This window comes from Shewanella seohaensis, from assembly GCF_023283775.1.
Taxonomy (GTDB): domain Bacteria; phylum Pseudomonadota; class Gammaproteobacteria; order Enterobacterales; family Shewanellaceae; genus Shewanella; species Shewanella seohaensis.
Window position 1 is genome coordinate 110661 of the sequence record NZ_JAKILE010000002.1, and the last position, 23242, is coordinate 133902.

Consider the following 23242-nt stretch of genomic DNA (forward strand, 5'->3'; position numbering starts at 1 on the left):
CAGCTTTTGATTCAGAGTTGATTCTAAAAGTGTTAGCTTATTTTGGGCTCTGATTGCTGTTCAGCATTTTGCGCTTGATAGGGCACAAACACCTTCAAAGAGGCGGGCAGGATATCGATATTGAGTTGCTCCGGCTCACAAATCTCGCCATCAATCACATACTTGCATGGGGGCTGACTGCTGATCTTCACCTTTTTCGCGTGGGCATGTTTCACTTTACCCGTGTTGGCCGAGGGCGCAGAGTCGCTATTGGCGGCCTCTTTAATCCAGCCGGTAAAAGCCAGTTCAGCCAGACTGATAAGCTGTTCATTCGGCTCATTATTTGAATCTAACCAAGTGATATCCAACAAGCCGTCGGTCATATTGGGTTCGCCCTTACCTTGGGCGAGTAAGCTGGTAAAAGGTGCGGCATTGGCAACCACTAGGCTGTGGGTTTGCACTGTCATTGGGGCTTGGTCATCTAAAGTCAGCTGCAACTCGAGGTTGGTGTCAGTATTCACTGCGCGCCACAAACCATCGAGGTAGGCGAGTTGGCCGAGAGCATTTTTACGCTCGCGGCTCGCCGACTCAATCATTTGCTGCTCAAACCCAATGCCGACCAGCAGCAACACCAGCCGCTCATTGCAACGCGCCGTGTCTATGGTCTGAGTCTGACCTTGGATAATATTATCAAGGGCTTGGGAGACAGCATTGAGCTTACTGCTTAAACCAAAGAGGGCGTGTGACAGGGCATTGGTGGTGCCTAACGGGATAATGCCTAAGGTGATATCGGTGTCGATAATCTCCGCCGCGACCTCTGTGACTGTGCCATCGCCACCGCAAGCGATGATGATATCGGCGCCCTGAAGCCGTGCTTTTTTCGCTTGGGTTTGGGCGCTAATCTCTGGCGTGGTGAGCGCTAACTGCACTTCAAAATAGCGTTTCAGTTCAGTGCAAATTTGTTCGCCATGGCTCTGCCATTTTCCCGCGCCAGAGACGGGATTGGCGATAATCCAGGCTCGCTTATGCAGTTTGATTTCCCCTTGAGTGTACATCTGCTCCAGCGCTTTAAGTTGCCAGCGATTTAACCTAGCGGTTTTACGAATGCTTTTAATCTGTTGCAGCACCTCCGCAAAACTGAGTTCGGGACGGCGGCATACAAGATAAGCGGCCAGCACCATTACGGAGCGCCCGCGGCCGAGCGCACAGTGGATTAATACCCGCTTTTGGGCGCGTACTTGACGGTGTAACCAGTTAATCGCCTGATTTAATTGGGCGCTAGTTGGCACGCTGTGGTCAAGAATAGGGATATTCAGATAGTCGATATGATCCTCATACAGGGACACATCGAGGCCGTCGAATTCGGCGGTGACATCTAAAATAGCGGTAATGCCATAACGATTCAGTTTAGGTAAATCGGCAGCGCTTAAGCGGCTACCCAAGTACAGATATTTATCAATGGCTTGCATTGAAGGCACGCTATCGCGGCGCCGCGCCCAGAGATTATAGAGTCGGCATCCTAATAAAAATGGAATAAAGCCCCAACGGATATACCAAGGGATGGATCCATCCTGACGTTTTCTAAAAATACTGGCGAGATTAAACCAATAGGCCGAGCCGACAAGGGCGAGGGATAGGCTGCTCCATGCCCAAATAAAGGTGAGAATAGGGGAGTGCCCCGTTACGGCGAAATAGCCAAATAACAGCGCTCCGAACAGGTAGAAATACTTAATGTGGATCCTACTCAGCATTGGCATCTCCTCCATTGATAAGCGGCGAGCCTCAGGGAAACCCACTTTATCGTGACCAATAGCTGTCACGATAAAGTGGTTCGGTGGTACTCAATTGAACTGTGGTTCCCCTGATGGGCTCGTATGCGGGACTCACTACTTGCCGTCATCCGTTCTAGCAGCGGGTATCTTTCGCTTTAACGCCTTCTTTCAGTTCTTCACAGGCATCTTCAATCGCATTGCCGGTATCAGTGATGGCTTCATCGATTTTTTCGCCTGCGTCCTCGGCGTGGTTGTCGCTACAGGCTGACAGTCCAAAGGTTAATAATAAGGCTAAAAATGCAGTGGTAATCATGGTCATAGGTTTCATATCGATTCTCCTTTTATCCAATTTAAGCGCGTGGTGCCTTGCCCTTAAGGGCGTTGACCAGCAGGGAAATCACAAGTAATACAATAAATAGGAAGAAAATAATCTTTGCGATCCCCGCTGCGGCGCCAGCGATCCCCGTAAATCCAAACAGTCCGGCGATAATGGCCACAACCAGAAACATTAAGGTCCAACCTAACATAGCCACCTCCTTTGTCTTATTTCGGTTTTTCTGTCTTCTTTCACTCTGCATGTTTACGTCGAGCGAGCTAGTTGCTGGGTGAGTTGAATTAGCTAGATTACTTCTTACATCCCGTTATCACTCAATCCCGCAATAAACTCACAAAGGGGATATTGCGAGCTTAATGCCAACTTTGATATTTTTAGCTAATCTACTGATTTTTAGCGTAATTATTAAATGCTGTATTGGCGGGAGTATTGGCTGATATAAGCGAGATAGGCAATTTTTACCTGCGATTCGGTAAGAGTTGCAGTGTGATATTTGCGAGAACAGCATAAAAAAGCCGATACCTTTTGAGTATCGGCTTAGATTAAGGTATCGATTGCAAAATTGAGAATACGACTGACAGTACCTTGCGGAAAGTTCTTAGCTCTTGCATCTGCGCTAACGCCAACAGTCGCAATGCAGCTGTGATGTGTCCTATCAAGTCGCGTTTGAATGATATCTGTTAGACATTACGATAATAACTGCACAGGAAATACCATAGAGCGCACTAAGACTTCCATAATGAATTCCTGCTTCAGCGGACGTAATATTCCCAGATACAAAAGACATAGATATTCCAATATAGGCGCTCAAAATCCCCACAGTTGCACCAGCTAGCCCAAACTTACAACCTCGATGACTGGATGCTAAGGTGCTGTCTGCGGTGCTATTAATATCCAGATTACTAACGTTAATATCAAAAGCTGCCGCTAGCGCTCTTTTGGATTCTAAGGAGCCAGAGCCTTCACTCTCTACTCTCTGAATAGTACGAATGCTCAGTCCTGAGATTGTGGCGAGTTGATCTTGGGACCAAGAACGTTCGCTTCGAAGCTTTTTCACTAATTCTTTGTTTATCATTTGTTCCATTTTCTAGTTCCTAATAATGATTGCAGTAGGCGAATCATCATATAGAACCCATGATTTTAGTTATGACAACCTTACGTCAAAGTTACGACAGTAACCCGCCAAGCCGTTTTACGCCGCCAACAGCGGGAAAACATGCGGTTTTCTGCGCTAGGCTAAGGTGATACTGTTTGGCTAAGTGAAAACCTTATAATCAAACTGAAATCCTAATTGATTAATGATGTCTGTGCATTGTGATAGGAACCGCGTTGCTAATGTTGTTGGCTCATACTTGCACATAATATTAATTTTAAACCCTCTCCCACGTGAATCTGGATAGCTTTCAAATACCTCGCCAGACTCGAGAAAAGCCAAGTAGATATTGAAGGAGCAAGAGATGCTTATCATCCCATTCCAAATGATCTGAGATGGTTAGCACGACGACACCTTCATTATCTATTCCAATGGCGTCAATTGAATCTTGATCTTCTATGCTCATAGATATTCAACTCTAATGGATTGCGGCAAATCTCACCTTCAATAATTTGAAGTGGTAAAGCTCAAGATTATGATTTTAGTGTTTATTTTTAGTTGTGATTCATTTCTATCAGAGCCGGTGCATCGGTTCAGTTCTTCGGGTTTTGTATAACGAATTGTTTGTAATGTATTGAATATTAAGGCTCGATAATAAGGATTATTTGAAATAATGTGCAAAACGATACTTTTGAATGATAAAAATCCTTATTAACAAACCATGCTTTATATAAAGTTTTGGGACGATTGCATTTATCAACGTCTCCCACCCAATTTTAAATCTTGCCTCATGTATTGGATTGATTGTAGATCAGTGTTGCAGGCGAGCATTGTCGCGCTACGTTCTGTGACAAGAGTGGGCCATTGGAAAAATGGATTTTTCCGTTGAGCCCCCAAGGATGGGTTTACGGCGTGCCACTGAAGTGACAATGCGGAGCGGAAACAGAACTCCAATCGGCTTTTGGCATTATTTATTCGATTGATTGAAAGCGACAATGCCGAGCGGAACTAAACCCGTAATAGAGCCAAAAATGAAACCCCCAATTTACCCCCCAAAAAAAAGCGGGTTAAGTGTTCACTTAACCCGCTCGATAAGGTTTCCCAAAGCGAATTAGCAGCGTTGCAGTGGTTTCCAGCGTTGTAGGCTGACTGGAATACTTACCCCTTGGGATAACAACAGGTTAATCCGTGCTTGGTAGGCTGCGCCCTGCATTAAATGTTTTGCCAAATCCACTGCATTGCGCTCGCGATAATCATCTAAATAACTGCCTTTGGCCCAAGCATTAAAGGCGCCGAGGGCGGGGCCAGCCCAGATTTGGTAATCCATTTCGCGGCCAACTTCACCTGTGTTTGACCAGCGGCTCGAAAGACCCAAATACCAGCGGAAAATCAGTGCCATTTTACGTTTTGGATTATCCAGCGCGCGTTCAATTTGCTTAGGATCGCGCTCATTAAAGTGCGCCACAGTGCCTGCCCAAATCTCATCTAATGAGGCGCGAAACACTTGCTCTTCCAGCTTTTGTCTTTCCTCTGCTGGAATCGCCTCAATCGAGTCGTAGCGGGTGTAAATTTCGTAGAGTTTATTGGCGCGCATCGGGAATAGGGTGCCGCGCTTAACCACTTGTAACTTAACGCCCATTTCGAACATATCGGCGGCGGGCGCCATAGTTACATCGGCCATTTCAGTGGTGGCGAGTAACTTACGGGTATGTTCGCTCGCTCCCGCCTCAACACAGGCTTGGTTGATTGAGCCAGTGACAATAAAGGCTGCGCCCATATTAAAGGTCGCCAGCGCCGCATCGGGCGTGCCGATCCCACCACCTGCGCCCACACGGATCGGCGTTTTGTACTGGTACTTGGCTTGAATGGTATCTTTTAGCGCCAAAATGGTCGGTAATAACGTGACCAGAGGGCGATTGTCGGTGTGGCCGCCTGAGTCGGCTTCGGCGGTAATGTCATCGGCCATTGGGACAGATTGCGCCATCAGCATTTGATCTTCGCTGATAAGCCCTTCGTTCACTAATTGCTGCAGCATCTTAACGGGGGCGGGCTCCATAAACTTGGTCGCCACCTCGGTACGGCTGATTTTAGCAATCACTTTGTTGCTAATCACAATCTCGCCGTTGGCATCACGGCTCAGGCCTGCGGCGCGGTAATAAACGATTTGCGGCGTTAAGCCCAAGAAGGCCGAGGCCTCAACCGTACGCACTTGATGCTTGAGGAAGAGTTCGACACTGCCACGCTCAAGCGCTGGCTCGCTCGGGCTGTGAATGAGGTTAAAGGCGTAGGGGCCATTGGGCAATGCCGTTTGAATGCGTTTAATCGCGGCTTCAACGCGCGACGGAATTAATCCTGCCGCGCCAAAGGAACACAGAATGCCCGCTTGACCAAGAGCGATAACTAACTCTTCCGAGGCGATGCCGTTGGCCATGGCGCCCGCGTAGTAGGCGTATTTCACCCCATGCACACGGCGAAAATTACTGTCACCCAAGCTTTGGATGCCAAGGGCGGGGGCGAAGGCGCTCACAGGATGCAAACCATTGCTTTTGTGTAAGCCATTGCTAGGTTGAGCTTCAGCAAGACCCACCACCTCGGCGCTTTGGGCTATGCCTAGGCCTTTTTCGGCATGATTGACTAAGTAACAGGCTTGATTGAGATCTTTAAGTTTTTTGCCAAGGGAATCGATATCGAAACTGATGGCGGCTTCATCAACCTGCCATGGCCAAGGACTGAGCTTATTATTATCGAGTGTGGTATTCGTCATTTGGGCTATTCACTTTTAGGTGTTTGGGGCCTGAATTTGTTTGCCGCAGTGGGGTTATTCCCTTGCACTGCGGCTGTTGTGTACTGTTTAAGCTAACTTTGGCTAATGCCGCAAGTTAGGCGCTAGCGCTATGCCTCTTCGATGCAGATTGCGATATCGGTTACCTCATAAATGCGCAGGCCATCCTTACTCAGGTTTGCATCGCCTTTGATGATGCGTTTTCCGTTTTTATCTTCAATGCTGGTGATATGCACATCCAGCGACATCTGTTTGTTTAATGGATTAATTTGACCGCGATACTTCCATTTAATTTCTGACAGAATTTGGCCAAATTTCGGATTATTGAAGCCTGCGCCTAGGTCTTGGTCTATGGCATAGGTTTGCAGTAATTCGATAATCGCCTCGACGCCGAGTGAGCCTGGCATCACAGGATCCTGATGGAAATGGAACTGGAAGAACCAATCGCTTGGGTCAATAGTGCGCTCGGCGTACAAGTATCCCAGTCCCTTCTTACCGCCAGTTTTTACAATTTCGGCCTTGTCGATAAAGTTCAGCTGCCCACCCGCGAGGCGGTAGTGTGGTTTGCCCTGCGGCGCCACGAAACTGCGGCCGTTTTTATCTAACAGATTGATTTGGCTGTCGGCTTTAATACCGCGTTCAAGGTGCCAGGCTTGGGTGATTTTACCGTTGTCGATACCCAACTGGTTTTTAAGCACATCGGCCTTAAAGTAACCGAAAACCGCATTACCGCGGTAGAAGGGCTCGCCATCGCAGCTCAGTTCGAAACTAAAGTTTTGAATGATATTGCTGCCAGCAATCACAGTGGACAGCAGGCGCGAATCATTGACTATGGTTTTACCGCGTAAATCCACTTCGCGCAGTAACTTGCCACTGCCGTCGAGGTTGCGGAAGAATAATTCCTGCCCCGGGAAGCCTAAGGTAGTGCCCATATAACCTGAGATAAAGCCATTGGGCTGCAATGAGATTTCCATCAGCACAGAGTAAGGCATCACACTCGGATGGCTGTTTTTAGCGTAATACCACGCGTTGCTGGGCACTTCATACTCGGCAATACAGGAGGATGGCTTTTTCAGTTCGCCACGTTTGCCCTCAATGGCTACTACGCGGGTGGTGAGTTGCAGATCGCCGCAGGGCGTGCGCGGCGGGATTAAGCCACGGTAAATACTAAAATCGGGGCCGAAGCAGTTTTCAATATCGCCGGTGGCAAACTCAAACAAATGATAAGGCGTAAACGGCAGGGTGTCGGGCACGCGATTGGCGTACTTAGAGCCTGCTGGCGCAATCGGCGCGCTTACATGCTTAAGCGGCACAACGCCTTTATTCACGGGAGCTGAAACATCTGGGATTTGCGCCATCAGTGGCGCTTGTTCCGCTTGATTGTAGATATTTGCAGCTTGCGAATCATTGCCTTGTGAAGAATGACTCTGCGAAAAACCGCTGTGCGAATAGCGAGTGCAATCCGCTTCTTCTTTAATCATCACCCCGAGGTTTTGGAAATCCACCACCACTTTGCCATTGAGCAGGATATCGATATTCGCCTTGGCATAGAGGCGAGGGCTCAAGCCAATTTCGGTGACTTCCATGCGATAGGTGAGCGTGCCAGATTGTGGCAATACTTGACCGCGGCAGCGCACTTTTTGCGATGCGTTTTCAAGGGGTTGGAAACGACCGTTAGTCACCCCAAGGTGCATACCAATATGAAGCATAAAGAATTGCAGTAACTGACCACACCCTTCGGCCATGAGGGAGCCTGCCATCACTTGGTCGCCCTTGAAATGGCAAGGGAAATACCAATGGTCGGGGGCTAATTGTTTGTGACCTTCTATCAAGCCTAAGCCCCATGCGCCGCCATGCACGTCGAGCCTGCTGACTTGCTCGATCATCAGGAATTTTTCCGAGGCGAAGCACAGTGAAGGCTGGAGACCAAACTTTGCTTGATGGGCTGCATGTTCGCCGCCGAAACAGCCACCAATGTCGGCGCTCAGTAGACGGTGGATTTGCCCGTAGCTAAAGGCCGTTTGCGCGCAGTTAAGTAGCGGCGTGAAGCGTGGCTTATTGCCGTTTCGGGCATATTCATTGGCCAGTGCAATTTGTGCTTGCTCGCGCAGCTTAATTTCGGCCTCGGTGCGGATCACCCCTTTGCCATCAGCCAGTTCTTTATCGGTAAAGAATCCCGCGCAGCCGCCGTCCATTTTTAGGATCAGCTTATCGCCCACGAAGCATTCGTAGGAGAAGAAAAACAACAGGGTATCGCCATTACGGGCAAAGTGGTTGATGGAGATATCGTAGCGTAGGGTGTCACCGCCGCGGGGCAGATCCCCAAGGAAGGTGAGGGTGCAGTCGAGCAAGCGATAGACGCGCTCGCCTTTGTTTTCAAAATCGATACCTAAGTAGCTGATGAGCATTAAATCGCACTGACCCGATTCGACCGCCACCGCCCACGGAATTTGGCCATCGACCAAGAAGGGCGCATCCACGGGAATGTCGTACTCTGTGGTCATAGTGCTCGGCTGATAGCGGTTCATTTGCGCGTTGAGCTTAGTCACCCGCGAGACCAGCAGATAATCCGAGGTTGGCAGGCGCACGCGGCGGGCGTAGCTATCGATAATGGCGTAATCGGCGCCAAAGACCTTGGCAATGTCGCCCTCGGCATATTCCACTAGATCTTGATAGTTCCAAATGCAGGGCTTAGCCGCAGGAATGGGTGGCGTATAGGGTGCGACATTCGCGTGATCTGGTTTTAACTCTCGTTTTAATTCTGGGACTGATACAGCTTGCTGCGCCGCAATGGGAGCGGCATTGGCGCTGGTGGCAACAGACCCCATTTGTGTCGTCTGGGACAATTGCGCTTTTAACAGCGTATCGGCCAGTTTGAGCCCTTGCTCACGGCTCTGTAAAAAGGCTAAGTGCGCCTCGCGGGCCAATTGCTGGTTTTGTAACAGTGCCGCGCTATCCTGCGACGCCCTATCCTGCGCCAAGGGCGCCGCCGAATATTGGTGTGGTGCGTTAGATGACATACCGCTCTCTACTGCTATTGGTGTGGCAAATGGGGTGGCGTTTTCAGCCGTGGTATCAAGTGCAGCGCGCACTGTGGCTACAGTTTGTGTCGCCTGTGGTGCGACAGGCTGCAACTGGCGCATTTTGCCTTGGATGGCGGCAAGTGCGGGCAATGGCGTATCCACAATATGTTGATAGATATCGCGGCCACCGAGCGTGACTGGTTTGATTAAATGTTTTTGCTCACTTAAGGTTAAGTCCTGCTCAAGGCGCAGTTCTAGTTGTTCCGCCTGCGTTACCGTTTGGCTTAACAGCAGCAGTGAGCTCACTCCTTGGCTTTGGGTAAACACTAATGCCTGTTTATCGGCGTTTTTATCCGAACCCTCAGACCCGTTTTTTAGGCTTAACAGGGCACTCAAAAGACTGGCCATACCCGCCGCGGCAAAGTTATGCCCAAGGGTATTGGCGACTCGATTGCATGGCGTCCCCATAAGATTAAGCTGAGTTAATAGCCGCTCCGCTGGCAGTTGCTCTTCTGGGGCAATACATTGCTCAACCATATGGATGGCAGCGGGCACTGAAGGATTGGCGATAGCCGTTTCGGTTATCAGCGAATCAAGCAGCTTGGGCAGCTGATGATGTGTGCCAAATGCTTGAGCACGAATTTGGCCGTAGCCCTTTTGAGAACTGTTACTCGCTTGTTGACTGTTGCTCGCTTGCTGGTTTGTCAGCACGATAGCGCCCGCACCTTCACCCACCTTCCACTGTGGATTCGAGCTGTCGGCATCGAGATCAACGGCGATTTGAGCGTTTTTCAATATAACCTGTTCAACACTGCCGCTTAAATCCACGGCGGCAATCACGATGCCATCGAGGGCCTCTTGGGACAGTAGGTTTTGCGCTACATCGATACAGCGAGCGACCGATTGCTCGGCGGCTGAAATGGTAAACGCTGGGCCATTAAAGTCCCACAGCGAGGCGATGCGCGACGCCATAATATTGCCAATAAAGCTGGTGTATTGATTGAGCTTGGCGGCATCGAGCACGCTGTCCATGGCGATGGCTTCGAGGGCAAGGTATTCATCATTGGAGAGGTGAACGCCTTGCTGCTTTAAGCTATCTGCAAGTTGGGTGTGCAAATTCACCCGGCCACGGAATTGGTGCAGCTCAAGCTCGGTTTCCATCGCCACTAACACCGCGACCTTGCTGCCCGCGGTTAACTTGGCATCGCGAATCGCTTCGTCGGCGACTTTGATCAGCAACAATTGCTGGGATATGAGCCTGTCATCCTCATTAGGCGGCACTTTAAAGCGTAAAAAGTCAAAATCAAACTGCTCAATATAGGCGCCTTTAGGCGCGCGATTTAGGCCAAAATGCTTAAGGATATCGGGGTGTTTATCTAAGCCTTTCCAGCGGTTAGGTGGCAGCGGGATAAAGGCATCTTTTTGGTTTAATAGCGCTTTATCCAGTGCATTGATCGAGGCCAAAGGCCCAAAGTGCGACGCCATACCGATAACGGTTAATGCTTGCTGCTGATAAATAGGTTTGTTGGCTTGCTTCTCGGCGCTGTGAGTTGTTGGTTGATAGGATTCCAACAACAGATGGGCATTACAGCCACCAAAACCAAATACAGATACCCCCGCATGGCGACGATCGTTGCTTGTTTTATCGGGCCAAGACTGCAGTTGAGTGGGGATATTATCACCGCTAAACAATCCCTTAGGTGATGAAATCGGCGTCTTGAGGTTGATACTCGCCGGTAGCTGGCCTGAGCGCATAGCGAAGATCATTTTCATGATCCCAGGCATGCCGGCGGCGGTGAGCAAATGCCCAAGGTTGGATTTAGCCGAACCTATCAGCGGCGCTTTAGTGCCGCCGAGTTTATTTTCGAAAAAACGCTCCATCGAAGTGAGTTCAACCTTATCCCCCAGCGGTGTGCCGGTGGCATGGCATTCAATCACTTCGATATTGCTCGGGTGGGTGTTGGCGGCGGCATAGGCGCGCTCGAAGGCTTGCACTTGGCCCTTACTGTTGGGGCTTAAGACAAATTGGCCTTTGCCATCGTTGGATAAGCCAATACCACTGACCACGGCATAAATATTATCGCCATCGCGCTCGGCATCCTCTAAACGCTTAAGCACTAATACGCCAGCGCCTTCGCCCGCGAATAAGCCTTTGCTATTGCTATCAAAAGGCGCCGAAATCCCATGGTCTGGATAGGCGTGGAAAATCGAGAATCCCATATTGATAAAGAAGGGATCGGCGCCCGATACGGCGCCCGCGAGCATCATATCTGCCTTGCCCGTGGTTAAATAATCGCAGGCCAATTTGAGGGCATAGACAGAGCTGGCGCAGGCGGCATCGAGGCTGAGCTGCGCGCCGCCAAGGCCGAGGGCATCACTTAACAATTTAGACGCCGTGTGGGCGATGGCGCCATTGGCGGCCTGTTGCGTGCCCGCCATCGACGCATTGGCGAAGGGCGCGAGAGCAAATTCGGGTTGATTAAGCTTGGTTTTTAATGCCTTTTCAACCGCTTGATGGTAAATCGGTAAAAACAGTTCATTAGAGCTTGCGATCGGGAACGACAGGGTGCCCATTACAATCCCTGTGCGCTCAAGTAATGGTGCCGTTAAATCCACGCCCGCATCCAGCAGGGCTTTTTTACTGCAATCTAATGCCCATAAAAAGCTTTCATCGAGTCCGTCAAAGGCCGTCGGCGGCAACTGATAACCCTGTGGGTCAAAACGAAAGTTGCGGATATAGCCGCCCTTGTCGCAATAAAAACGGTCGGCTTGGCCTTGAACGCCTTGGTAATCTGCTGGATTGGCATTGAGTTTGGCCGCATCGATTTGGCTGCGGGAATCTTTTTTATCCAGCAGATTTTGCCAAAACTGCTCCGGTGTGTCGGCATCGGGATACTGAACGGCAAGGCCGACGATGGCAATCTTTGGCATCGCCTTTGAGCTTTGGCGCTGGTCGTTTGGCACAGCGGCGCTGTCTTGCAGAGTCGGGTGAGTATGCATTTGAGAACTCAAAGGGGTTCTCCTTCTTGGAATACGTTTGAATAATGGCCTAATGCGCTGGCTGAATGTGGTGCTATCGTTTTCGCTGCAGTCTTATCTGCAATCTTATCTGCAACAGGAGTGGCTGACTGAGCTGCCGATTGCGGCATAAGCGGCGCAAGGGAGAGTGGCACTCTATGGCTGATAAGTTGAGCTAAGCACTTGAGTAAACTGGTGATCGTATCGCTGCCCTTGGCATTGCATGCCATGGCTAATATCGGTTGTTCCTGTGTTTGAACGCCATCGGCGCCCAACTCTAGTTGGCGGCCGATTTTATCGATAAGTGTGCTGGTTTGACGATCGGCGCCCACCTCGACAAATAAGCGCGCACCTTGTTGATACGCGGTGTTAATCAGCGCGGTAAAATTCAGCGGCGCACAAAAGGTGTCGGCAATAGTCTTGGCAATGCTTTGGCTATCGATACTGACGGCGCTTTGCTGCGCTGCGCTAATAAAACGCACCTGAGTCTCGCAGGCATTCGCCTTTAAGCCCAAGGAATAAAACCTTTGGATAGCGTTGTGCTGTGACTGCGAGGGCGGGGTATGCATGGCGGTGACTTTATTGCTGGCAATACCACGCTTATTCAGCCTTTTAAGGAGTTGTAAGCAGCTTGCTTCGCAGCCCGCGAGAATACAGGTATCGCCCTGTTCGATGGCTAGATAAACCCGTGGAAAATCATTCAGCAGGGCATTAATTTCGGCGCGAGAGGCTCGCACTAAAAAGCTATTCCATACTAGCGGTGCATCTTCATTCAACTGCCAATCGCGGCGCACCGCAAGCAGTGGGCCTGAAATCTCCTGATTGAAGATGGCGCTGTTTTGAGTCGCGTGAATCAGGGCATGTGGCGTTTGCCAGATATCTAAACTTGCCCACATGGCCGCTTCACCCATGGAATAGCCCAGAGCGAGTTGCGGTCGGATATTAAAGACTCGAGTCAACAGCCGACTAAATAGGTAACTGGCGCCAACACCGCTAATCGCAAGCTGGCTTAAGCTCATCTCTGCCGCGTCTTTTTCTGCGCTTTTCGTATTATTTGTGCCTTGGTAAATCACCTCGGCCTGCAGCATGGCGGCTAAATCTCCTTCGCGTTCAAGCTCGCGATAAAGTTCAGGGAAATAGCCGTGTAAGTCGCTGAACATATTCGGGTAAACCGTGCCGACGCCGGGGTAGACAAAGGTTAAGCCCGTATCGCCGAGGGGTGTTGGCGTAAAATAACTGCCCGCTGGGGTCTTAAAGGCTAGATTGGCCAATGGCGTTGACGCTGGCGTTTGGGCTGGAGCTGGCGCAGGAGTCTGTTGCGTCTTTTCAATATAAGCGCGCATCGCCTTGGCTTCTTGCATTAGCTCTTCAACTGAGCCAGCTATCAGCACTAAGGCTAATTTATCCTTTGCTTGATAGCGCTCAAACCAATCATTGCCTTGGCTGCTGAGCCAGTTCGTATCAGGTAGGCACGCCGATAAATCTAATGAATCAATCAGTTGTGATAACTGTACCGTTAAAGACTCAAGCGTGTTGCCACTGATGGGAATAAACAGCCTGTTGGCATTGAGTAATGGCTGAGCGATAAGTCGAGTGCCTTGGGTCAAGATAAGGCTCTGGGCTGTCTGATCTTGAGGGGCTTTATCCAAGAGATTACCCAAGAGATTTAGGCTTAACACTCTTGCCTGATGGGGCTTGGTAAACCAATAGCCGTTCTGCGCGTTTTTTACGGGCTTTTCAGCGCGCTGTTCAGCGTATTGTTCAGCAAGTTGCGCTGCATCAGTCGCCTCAAGCATTGGTTCAATGCCTTTGAGGCTGCGATGACTTAACGCCTCAACCGCTTGAGATAATACATTCAACTGACTGGCAAGATTGCCTGCCTGCGCGTAGCCATTAACCGCTTGAGCACAATCGCGTTTTGCCAAGCTAAAAGCGCTGCTTAAGCAGCGCTCGACGGTATTTGTATTGATAGCATTTGTTTCTTCGACTGTTTCAGCTTGGATTTGCGCTAATGCTGAAATATAAGCCTCGGCATGCAGGTGTAACTGCGCTGCCATCAGCCCATCGAGCAGATACAGGCTGCGGACTTGCTGCTGATATTCAAAGCGAATTTCAACAAGTTGTTTTTGCGCAATATGGGCGAGTTGTTCAGTGATCAAGGCGACCAGTGTAGGCTCATCAGCTGGCTCATTAATCAGTGGCTTATCTTCAACATTGAGCTGAATTCGACAAGCCATCAACTGCTGCAGCTTACTTACATCGGTTGGTGCATGGTTAAGCACACTCTGCATCCACCCATCACCAATCCATACGGCTATTCGCAGTGGCTTGGCATTGGGATGCGGACTGTTTAATGCCGCATTGCTTAATGCGGCATGCGCGCTTGGGTCGAGTGTCACTTAACACTTACCTCGGCCGAGCTTTGGGCGACTGCCTGCTCTTGCGTTTGTTGCTGAGGTTTATTGGCCAAAAACGCTTGGTTGAGCGTCTTACTGACAGTAACCTTGGCCCGTTTCATCTCGCAGCTTAATCGGCCATCTTGATGATAAAGCGCAATATTGGCTTCAAGTGAACGGGACGAATGCTTGAGCACATCCAGCACTAATACCGCCTTCTCGCCAAAATCTAAGGGCGAATAGGACACAAACTCGCCAATGGCACTGGGTAAGCTTGCCGCTTGATATTTAAGGCGCGCCCACACGAGCATGGCCTGCAATAACAGATCTTCGGCAAAGGGTTGTGTGCCTTTATCCTCAAGATTTGGCGCAAACTCGCCGCAGTCATCTAATGCCACCGTTGGCAGTGCTACCTTAGCGATAAGCTGCTGATCATCAAAGGCGAGCACTTCGCTTATGCCTTGCAGTCTTGGGCCATGGAACAGTGTGCCATCGCTGTAGAGCGACTCACGGTTCGCGATAGCGGGTTGCTGTGCCATCTCCTGCATCAGAGAATGTAACTCACCAACCTCGAAACGCTGTTCGTCTGGCATATCATCCGTCTGCGCCACTAACACTGCCTGATACTGCGGGCGACCTTCAAAGCTTATCAGCGCGGTTAAGGCCTCAGTCGATTGCTGTGTAGCGTCGGCAAGCGGCGTGAGCATTAGTTCGAGCTCAATCGGCGCATCGCGGGCAAGTAGCGCCTCATCGAAGATAATTCCCTTGAGTAGTCGATAATCGCTGACACTCACCGCCTTACCTAAATGGGCCTTGGCGGCCTCACGCATCCAATCGATGGCGCATACCGTTGGCAACACCGCATGACCGTTGATGCAATGATCCTCAATAAAGCTCATGCGTTTAGGGTCGAGGCTGCGCATGACGCGAATACTTTGCGGCACCGTTTGGGCCATAGGCTGCGGATCTAACGCCGTGGTTAGATCCGCTTCAGGCTTTTTTGCTGATGCAGCTTCAACAGTATTGGCGGTATTGCCCTGCATATCGGTTCCGACCAACAGCTGCGCTCCCGTATCACTTAATAATTGGTTGGCAAATAACTCGGCACCGGCTTTGAGTGGAATGACATAGACCCCACGGTCGATAAACATCTTTTTCAGCGCAGGATTGACCATGCCGCCATCCCAAGGACCCCAGTCAAAGCTCATCACCTTGGCGTGAGGCAATTGCTGCGCGAGTTGCAGCGCGGCCTTATTGAGAATGTCGTTAGACATGGCGTAGTCGCTCTGGCCGGTATTGCCGTAAAAACCCGCCGCCGAAGAGAACATGGCGATGAGCGTTAACTGGCTAAGATCCAGTGCCGACAGCAGATTGTTAAGTCCGGTCACCTTAGTGCCATAAACGCGTTCAAGTTCACTTAAAGTTTTGTCTTGAATATGTTTGTCGGCAAGTACGCCCGCGCCGTGGATAATCCCCGTGATGGGCGATAGGGCGTTGATAGGCGCAATCGTGCTGGCAATGGCGGTAGGCTCGTTAACATCCAGGCTTAAGTATTCGGCGCTGGCGCCCACGGCTTCAAAGGCCTGTAAGGCATGGCTGATTTCAAGGCTGCTTTGTACTGGCCAAACTAAGGCATCCACTTGTTTTGGTGTGGGTTTATCACCCATACTTTGCAGATGTGCAATGGCAGCGGCTTTCAGCTCGTTGCGATTTTTACCCTGAGCCCAAGCGGGGATCCCCTGATGGGCGCTGCGTCCCGCGAGGATAAAATGGGCCTTGCAGCGTTTCGCTAAACTTAAGGCGCACTCGAAGGTAACGCCCTTAGCGCCGCCTGTGACGAGGATTTTGTCCGCTGACGAGAGAGACGCGCCACTGCGGCGAAGCACGGCATTGCCCGCGACTAAGGTGGTGCGCTCAAGCTCGCTATCAATACCGACTTCGACTGGCGCATCTTGGAGATAGTATTCCTGCACTACCGCATTAGCGACCGTCTTAGCGTCCAAGTTTGGCGCGATATCCAGCGCGCGGCAGACCACTCCCGGCCACTCGTGATTTAAGGTTTTAGTGAGCCCAGAGAGCGCCGCTTGGTTGAGTTCACTTAGGCTAATAACAGCGCCAGCCGACTCGTCCATGCCTATATAGCCAAAGCCGCCGTCGATACGGCTGACGGTGACAAAGCGGCAGTGGTCGCGCTCAGTTAACAGCGGTTGTAAGTGTTTGGCGAACAAGAAGGCTTGCTCGACCGAGGCTTTGGCGTCGTCTGCCAGCACTAAGCCAGCACCTTTATCCACATCGGACTTATGTTGTGGCTGCAGATGAATAAAACCAGCGATTTGGCCAAGCGCTTCAATCTGATTGATGACCTCACAAATGCTTTCATCATCAATCGCCTCCAGCGTGAAGCTGGCAATATGGCTATCGAGTGGTGATGCGCTGGTTACAACCGTTTTCGGTGAGCGTACAACCGCGACCTTAACGCCTTGGGCGTGAAGCTTTTCGGCAATCACCCCCGCGTTGTGGCCATCGTCGCCGATAACGACGTAACTGTTTGCCGTCAGTTGAACATCGCTAGTTGCTATGATGCGCGCTAACTCAGCCGCCGCTGGCAACTTTTTTAGCATCACCTCACTATGGGGCGGCAGGTCGATGGTTTCCTCGACGGTTTCTGCAGTTGCCTCTTGAATCTCTTGAATTGTCGCAGCATGGTTTTGCTGTGGCGCCTCACTTGATGCTTGCGAACCCGCATAGAGGGCGACAATTTCACCCAAGGTGCGACACTCGGCTAAATCTTCAGGGCTGAGTTCTGGCAGGTTTGGCAGTTGATCTTGTACTGTGCCTAAAATTTCCACGCGCTTGATGGAATCGATACCAAGGTCGGCTTCCATATCCATACTCAGTTCCAGCATTTCCACGGGATAGCCTGTCTTGACGGCCACGACCGCCATCATAGTGCGTTCAATCTCGCCATTAGAAACCGCTGCACTTGCTGCTACTGCACTTGCGAGTGCTGCATTTTGTGTCGCATGGCTAACTGAGGCTGCAGCTGTTACAGGAGCCGCTTGGCAAAAGAGCGCGACAATTTCCCCAAGGGTGCGACACTCGGCGAGATCTTCTGGGCTCAGTTCTGGCAGGTTCGGTAACTCGTCCTGCACTGTGCCTAGAATTTCCACGCGCTTGATGGAATCGATACCAAGGTCGGCTTCCATATCCATGCTCAGTTCCAGCATTTCCACGGGATAACCAGTCTTGTCTGCCACGACCGCCATCATAGTGCGTTCAATTTCATCATTAGAAACCGCCGCGCTGGTGGCTACTGCACTTGCGACTACTGCATTTTGTGTCGCATGGCTCACTGTGGCAGCAGCTGTTACAGGAGCCGCTTGGCTAAAGAGCGCGACAATTTCCCCTAGAGTGCGGCACTCGGCTAAATCCTCAGGGCTCAGTTCTGGCAGGTTCGGTAATTCGTCCTGTACTGTACCTAGAATTTCTACGCGCTTGATAGAATCGATACCAAGGTCGGCTTCCATATCCATGCTAAGTTCCAGCATTTCCACGGGATAGCCAGTCTTGTCGGCCACGACCGCCATCATAGTGCGTTCAATTTCATCATTAGAAACCGCTGCGTTTGTGGCTACTGCACTTGCGAGTACTGCATTTTGTGTCGCATGGCTAACTGAGGCAGTAGCTGTTACAGGAGTCGCTTGGCTAAACAGCGCCACAATTTCCCCTAGGGTGCGGCACTCGGCTAAATCCTCAGGGCTGAGTTCTGGCAGGTTCGGTAATTCGTCCTGCACTGTGCCTAGAATTTCCACGCGCTTGATGGAATCGATACCAAGGTCAGCTTCCATATCCATACTGAGTTCCAGCATTTCCACGGGATAGCCTGTCTTGTCGGCCACGACCGCCATCATAGTGCGCTCAATTTCATCATTAGAAACCACCGCACTTGCTGCTACTGCACTTGCGAGTACTGCATTTTGTGTCGCCTGGCTAACTGTGGCTGCAGCTGTTACAGGAGTCGCTTGGCTAAATAGCGCCACAATTTCCCCAAGAGTGCGACACTCGGCTAAATCCTCAGGGCTCAGTTCTGGCAGGTTGGGTAATTCGTCCTGTACTGTGCCTAGAATTTCCACGCGCTTAATAGAATCGATACCAAGGTCGGCTTCCATATCCATACTGAGTTCCAGCATTTCCACGGGATAACCCGTTTTATCGGCAACCACTGCCAGCATGGCGGTCTCAATTTGTTGCACGACTGACTTATCGGAAAGCGCGCGAGTTGCTGTCGCCACAGTTTGCATTTGTGGTTGTGCGACTTGTGGTTGTGTTACTTGGGGTTGCTGAGCTTGGGGTTGCTGAGCTTGGGGTTGCTGAACTTGGGGCTCACTCGCAGGCGCAACAGTCGCTTTTGGCTCTGTAACTAACGCTTGAACCACGGACGACTGAGCTGGAGCGACAGGTTGTGCCGCTGTAACTGCCACTGGTGCAACCGTCACAGGTGCCGCTTGAGTGGGGGCTTGAACCTGAGGCGCAGGCATTTGGCCGAGTAGGGCTAAAGCAGCTTGGCTGCTGCTGGTCTGCAATTGCATAAATTCAGCATGGCTCTTTAGGGTTTGTGCCTGATGCTGGTGGAACAGCTCCATAGAGCGTTGCAGGCTCTCCGGAATGGCAATGCCAAGGCTTGCCATTTTGGCTTGCTCAGCCATCAGGGCACTGACGGTATCGCCGTATTGCTGCGGTATCGCTAAAAATTGTTGATGTAATTGCGCTGCCTGGGTTTGGGCTGCAAAAAAGGCGCTCAGGGCATCTTGATTCGCCTGTCCAGTGGTAACGCTGGTTGGCTGCGCAGACGTTTGTTGTTGAATATTATTGCTATTTTGTGCCACTGACTTTTCCACTTCGACAACCTTTTCTAGAAATTTTTCGACAATCACTGGTTTTTCAACGACTTTCTCAACGAGGCGATCCACATACTGCACTTGGCTGGTAATTTTGCCCGATTGCAGTGAATCGACCATTTTGTTGCGGGTCGCTGGGCTGATGTAGTTAGTCGCATTGAGCTTGATATTCATCGCCGAAGGCATTGCAGGTGCAATCAATTCGGCTTGATAAGGGTCAATCTCACCCAGTTTTACCCCAGCGACCGCCAGTTGCACCGCAGCGCTGCGCAGTTGGCTATCGGAGTCGGCTTTAGGATTCGGGTTAATGCTGATAAGGCAAAGCTCGTTTAACTGCGCGGCGAGAGTATTTTCTGTCAACTTCTGCAGAATGTTTTTCGGGCCGAACTCGACAAACACCCGTGCGCCAGCGGCATACATGGCCTCTAGCTGCTCGCTAAAGTGCACCGATTGCAGCATATGATCTTTAAAGGCCGCTTTGATGGCATTGGCATCGGAGGGATGTAGCTTGCCTGTGCCATTGGCATATAGGGCAATCTTTGGCGCGTTGAACTGAGCCTTATCGATGGCTTCGCTAAAGGGCTTTTGCGCATGGGCAACCAATGGCGTGTGGAAGGCGCCAGAAACGGGCAGGGCTATCGCCTTAAAGCCTAACTCGCCAATGGCCTTAGCGGCCTGTTGTGTCGCTGTGGTAGCGCCTGCAATCACCAGCTGAGTCGGTGAGTTGTAGTTGGCAATCTTGACGTCGTCAAACTGCGCCAGGCAATCGTTGACTGCCTCAATATCTTGTTTTTGCTTAAGAATAACAGCATACATGACGCCAGCATCACGACTGGAGTCGGCATCCTGAGGTGACTGCGCCATTGCATGACCACGCTCAAAGGCCAGCTTGATGTAGTCATCCATTGAGATAACGCCTGCGGCGCACAGGGCCGAAAGCTCACCAAAGCTATGACCTGCGAGCATATCTGGGGCGAAACCCGCTTGAGTCAACAGGGTGTACTGCGCCATAGAGATCGCGCCGATGGCGCTTTGGGCATAAAGGGTATTGGTTAATGCACTTTCCTGCGCTTTTCTCGATTCGTCATCGAAGGCGGGGATCGGGTACAGCACGCTTGAAAGCGAAGCCTCACCACGGTCGCTAAACACTTTATCGCTGGTGTGGATATGGCGACGAAGCTCGGGGAAGTTGTTGGCAATTTCCAGTCCCATATTCAGGTATTGCGAGCCTTGGCCTGCAAATAGCGCGGCGATCTTGGTTTGCTCATTGACTAAGGCCTTGGCGCGGTAGCTGATCCCAGAAGGTAACTGCCAGCTCTCGGCGCTATTGGATTCTAGCTGTGCTATCGCTTGGGTTAACAGAGTCTGTAACTGGGCATAGTCCTTGGCAATAAAGCCAAGACGGGCCGATTTTGGCTCTAGTTCACGCAGGGCATAGGCTTTTGCAAAGGCAACAAAATGCGCCTGAGAAAGCTCTGCTTTGGCCGCAGTTGCTTGCTGCAGCGCGGTTTTTAACTCGCCCAGCAGCGCGGTTTTGTCGGCGGCGGCAAACAACCAGCTTTGCGCTACGCTGCGCTGGCGATAGGCGTCATCGCGCGCGTGTTCGGGGTGATATTCTTCGAGCACTAAATGGAAGTTAGTGCCCCCAAAACCGAAGGAGCTGATCCCTGCGCGGCGCGGTGTATCGTCACTGCGTTGGATCCAAGGGCGCGCCTCGGTATTGAGATAAAAGGGCGAGCGGGCAATGTTTAATTTAGGGTTGGGCTGACTGACGTTAATCGTTGGCGGCAAGACTTTATGGTGCAGCGCCAATGCTGCTTTAATCACACCCGCCGTGCCCGCGGTGGATTTAGTATGACCCACCTGAGATTTGACTGAGCCTAGGGCGATATGCTGTAACTGATCATTATCCTTCGAGAATACTGAGGTTAAGCCATTAAATTCGGCCACATCGCCTGCTGCTGTGCCTGTGCCGTGGGCTTCAATCAAGCCAACGGTGTGCGGCGCAAAGCCTGCGTCATCATAGGCGCGCTCTAATGCTTTGGCTTGGCCTTCGGGGCGCGGTGCATAAATGCTCTTAAATTTACCGTCCGATGATGCGCCTACGCCTTTGATTACCGCATAGATACGGTCGCCATCGCGCTCGGCATCGTCGAGGCGTTTTAAGGCGACCATGCCAATCCCTTCGCCAATCATCATGCCCTTAGAGTCGATATCGAAGGGTTGAATCTGTTCGTTGGTGGTAAAGGCTGGCGTTTTTGAGAAACTCATATACATGTAGGGCGAGTTGTCGGTACAGACACCGCCGGTAATCATCATGTCGCTGCGACCCTCGGTCAGTTCGGTCAGCGCCATACGCATGGCGGCAAGCGAACCTGCGCAGGCAGCATCGACGACGCAGTTCATCCCGCCTAAATCGAAACGGTTGGCGATGCGTCCGGCAATCACGTTGCCAAGGGAGCCAGGGAAAGAGTTTTCTTCCCAGTGGACATATTGATCTTGGAATTTTTTGATCAGCAGCTCGCTATCTTCATCACTCAGCCCACTGCTTTTAAATACTTTTTTCAGCACTGGGTATTGCAGGCGCGCATTGAGGCTATGGCTTAACTTTTGGCCTCCGCCAATCCCGAGGGTGATGCCGATGCGGTCACGGTCGTAGTCGTCTGGCAGATTGGCATCTTGCAGGACTTCCTTGGCGACGACCAGTGAGAGTAACTGCGAGCTGTCGGTGAGTTCCAAAATATTGGGTGGCAGACCAAACTCCATCGGATTGAAGTCGACCTCTGGCATAAAACCACCGCGTTTGCAGTAGCTCTTATCGGCCTTGGACTTATCCGCATCGTAATAGTCATCAATCGACCAGTGGGATTCGGGCACGTCGGTGATTGCATCAATTTTGTCGCAAATTAAATCCCAAAATTTATTCAAATAGCGGGAGTTAGCAAAGATACTCGCCATGCCAACGATGGCAATCGGCATATCTTTTAAGCGTTTATTCAGTCTCTTATCGGCTTTTTCATCGGTTGATAATTGAGGCTGTGATGGGGTATGGCTCATAACGAGTCTCCACTGGCAAAGCGTTTGGCCGTTGCCTTATTAAGGGATTTAGCGATGGCTTTTGGGGTTTGTACGCCAGGAAAGCGGGCTAAAAAAGTGTGGTAGTTGCGTACCAGTAATTTACGCAGATGAAACGGCCCATCCTTCAGCACATAGGCGATGTAGCGATTGGCCGCTTGGGTGTTACTGTCTTGATAAATATCGATATAAATCCAATCCGCCTTGCTATCTATGCCAAGGAGTACCGATTTAGGCTCGGCCTCGGTCAATTGCGGCGGCAGGGTGAGAGACACCACTTGTACTACGGTATCGCCATCTGTGCTTGGCAGGGCAAGCGCCTTGGCCAAGGTTTCGGAGTTGACCGTGTAGGTCTGAACATCGCTGCCTTGGCTGATAGGCAATTGATTAAAATACTGTTTAGGCACAAGCTCTTGATCAAACTCATCGAGGCGCGAAACCCCATAACGCTTAAGGCAGCGGGCCAACCCCGAGCGGGACACATTGGGGTTGATAAAGGTTTGAGTGGCCTTGAGCAGTCTGTCTAACGGCAGTTTGAGCTGATATCTCAGTCCCACCACAACGTATTCTTCCATCGGAGTCAGGGTGGTATTGAGGTGATGCGGCGTATTCGGGCTGTCGTTCACTGACTCGCGCTTGCGCCATTTACGCACCGTGGCTTCGGTAATATTTAAAATTTTGGCGAGCTGACTCACACTCAATTCAGATTGCTGAATAAAGTGTCGCATCTCCGGCGTGGTCGTGGCATTGCGGTGCCTTGCCGTTTTGGGGGCGGACTTGTGCTCCGGGCTTGGCTTATCAGCCTGAGCATGATCCGCGGCTTGAGTACCCACTTTTCGAGAACTCATGTTATTAGTGCTGTCCCATCTTTA

At 51.0% G+C, this 23242-nt stretch carries 9 protein-coding genes and 1 pseudogene; all 10 read right to left on the bottom strand.

What is annotated here, in order from left to right:
* Positions 1 to 32: 32 nt before the first annotated feature.
* Positions 33 to 1730 (bottom strand): diacylglycerol kinase family protein, encoded by a 1698-nt coding sequence (locus L2713_RS02705; RefSeq protein ID WP_248966834.1) that lies wholly within the window; start codon positions 1728 to 1730, stop codon positions 33 to 35.
* Positions 1731 to 1884: 154 nt separating this feature from the next.
* The gene (locus tag L2713_RS02710; protein ID WP_011623423.1) at positions 1885 to 2079 is read right to left on the bottom strand and encodes a hypothetical protein; all 195 of its coding nucleotides are present in this window, start codon (positions 2077 to 2079) and stop codon (positions 1885 to 1887) included.
* Between the two features lie 22 nt (positions 2080 to 2101).
* Positions 2102 to 2278 (bottom strand): DUF1328 domain-containing protein, encoded by a 177-nt coding sequence (locus L2713_RS02715; RefSeq protein WP_011626732.1) that lies wholly within the window; start codon positions 2276 to 2278, stop codon positions 2102 to 2104.
* 462 nt (positions 2279 to 2740) lie between these two features.
* On the bottom strand, positions 2741 to 3169 hold the full coding sequence (locus L2713_RS02720) for a helix-turn-helix transcriptional regulator (protein ID WP_248966835.1): 429 nt from the start codon (positions 3167 to 3169) through the stop codon (positions 2741 to 2743).
* 171 nt (positions 3170 to 3340) lie between these two features.
* A pseudogene (locus tag L2713_RS20570) lies at positions 3341 to 3644 on the bottom strand (DUF6572 domain-containing protein).
* A gap of 645 nt (positions 3645 to 4289) precedes the next feature.
* Positions 4290 to 5942 carry an eicosapentaenoate synthase subunit PfaD gene (gene pfaD / locus L2713_RS02725; protein ID WP_248966836.1) on the bottom strand — a complete coding sequence of 551 codons (1653 nt, stop codon included), beginning with the start codon at positions 5940 to 5942 and terminating at the stop codon, positions 4290 to 4292.
* A gap of 128 nt (positions 5943 to 6070) precedes the next feature.
* Complete coding sequence (locus L2713_RS02730) at positions 6071 to 11983, bottom strand: hotdog fold thioesterase (RefSeq protein WP_248966993.1); 5913 nt, start codon at positions 11981 to 11983, stop codon at positions 6071 to 6073.
* Between the two features lie 8 nt (positions 11984 to 11991).
* Positions 11992 to 14292 (bottom strand): PfaB family protein, encoded by a 2301-nt coding sequence (locus L2713_RS02735; protein ID WP_283105194.1) that lies wholly within the window; start codon positions 14290 to 14292, stop codon positions 11992 to 11994.
* Positions 14293 to 14396: 104 nt separating this feature from the next.
* Entirely contained in the window at positions 14397 to 22352 is a 7956-nt protein-coding gene (locus tag L2713_RS02740; RefSeq protein WP_248966838.1) for a type I polyketide synthase, read from the bottom strand.
* A complete protein-coding gene (locus tag L2713_RS02745) occupies positions 22349 to 23218 on the bottom strand; it encodes a transcriptional regulator (protein WP_133180750.1) in 870 nt (289 codons plus the stop codon). Before L2713_RS02745 ends, L2713_RS02740 begins: the two co-directional genes overlap by 4 nt.
* Positions 23219 to 23242: the final 24 nt, after the last annotated feature.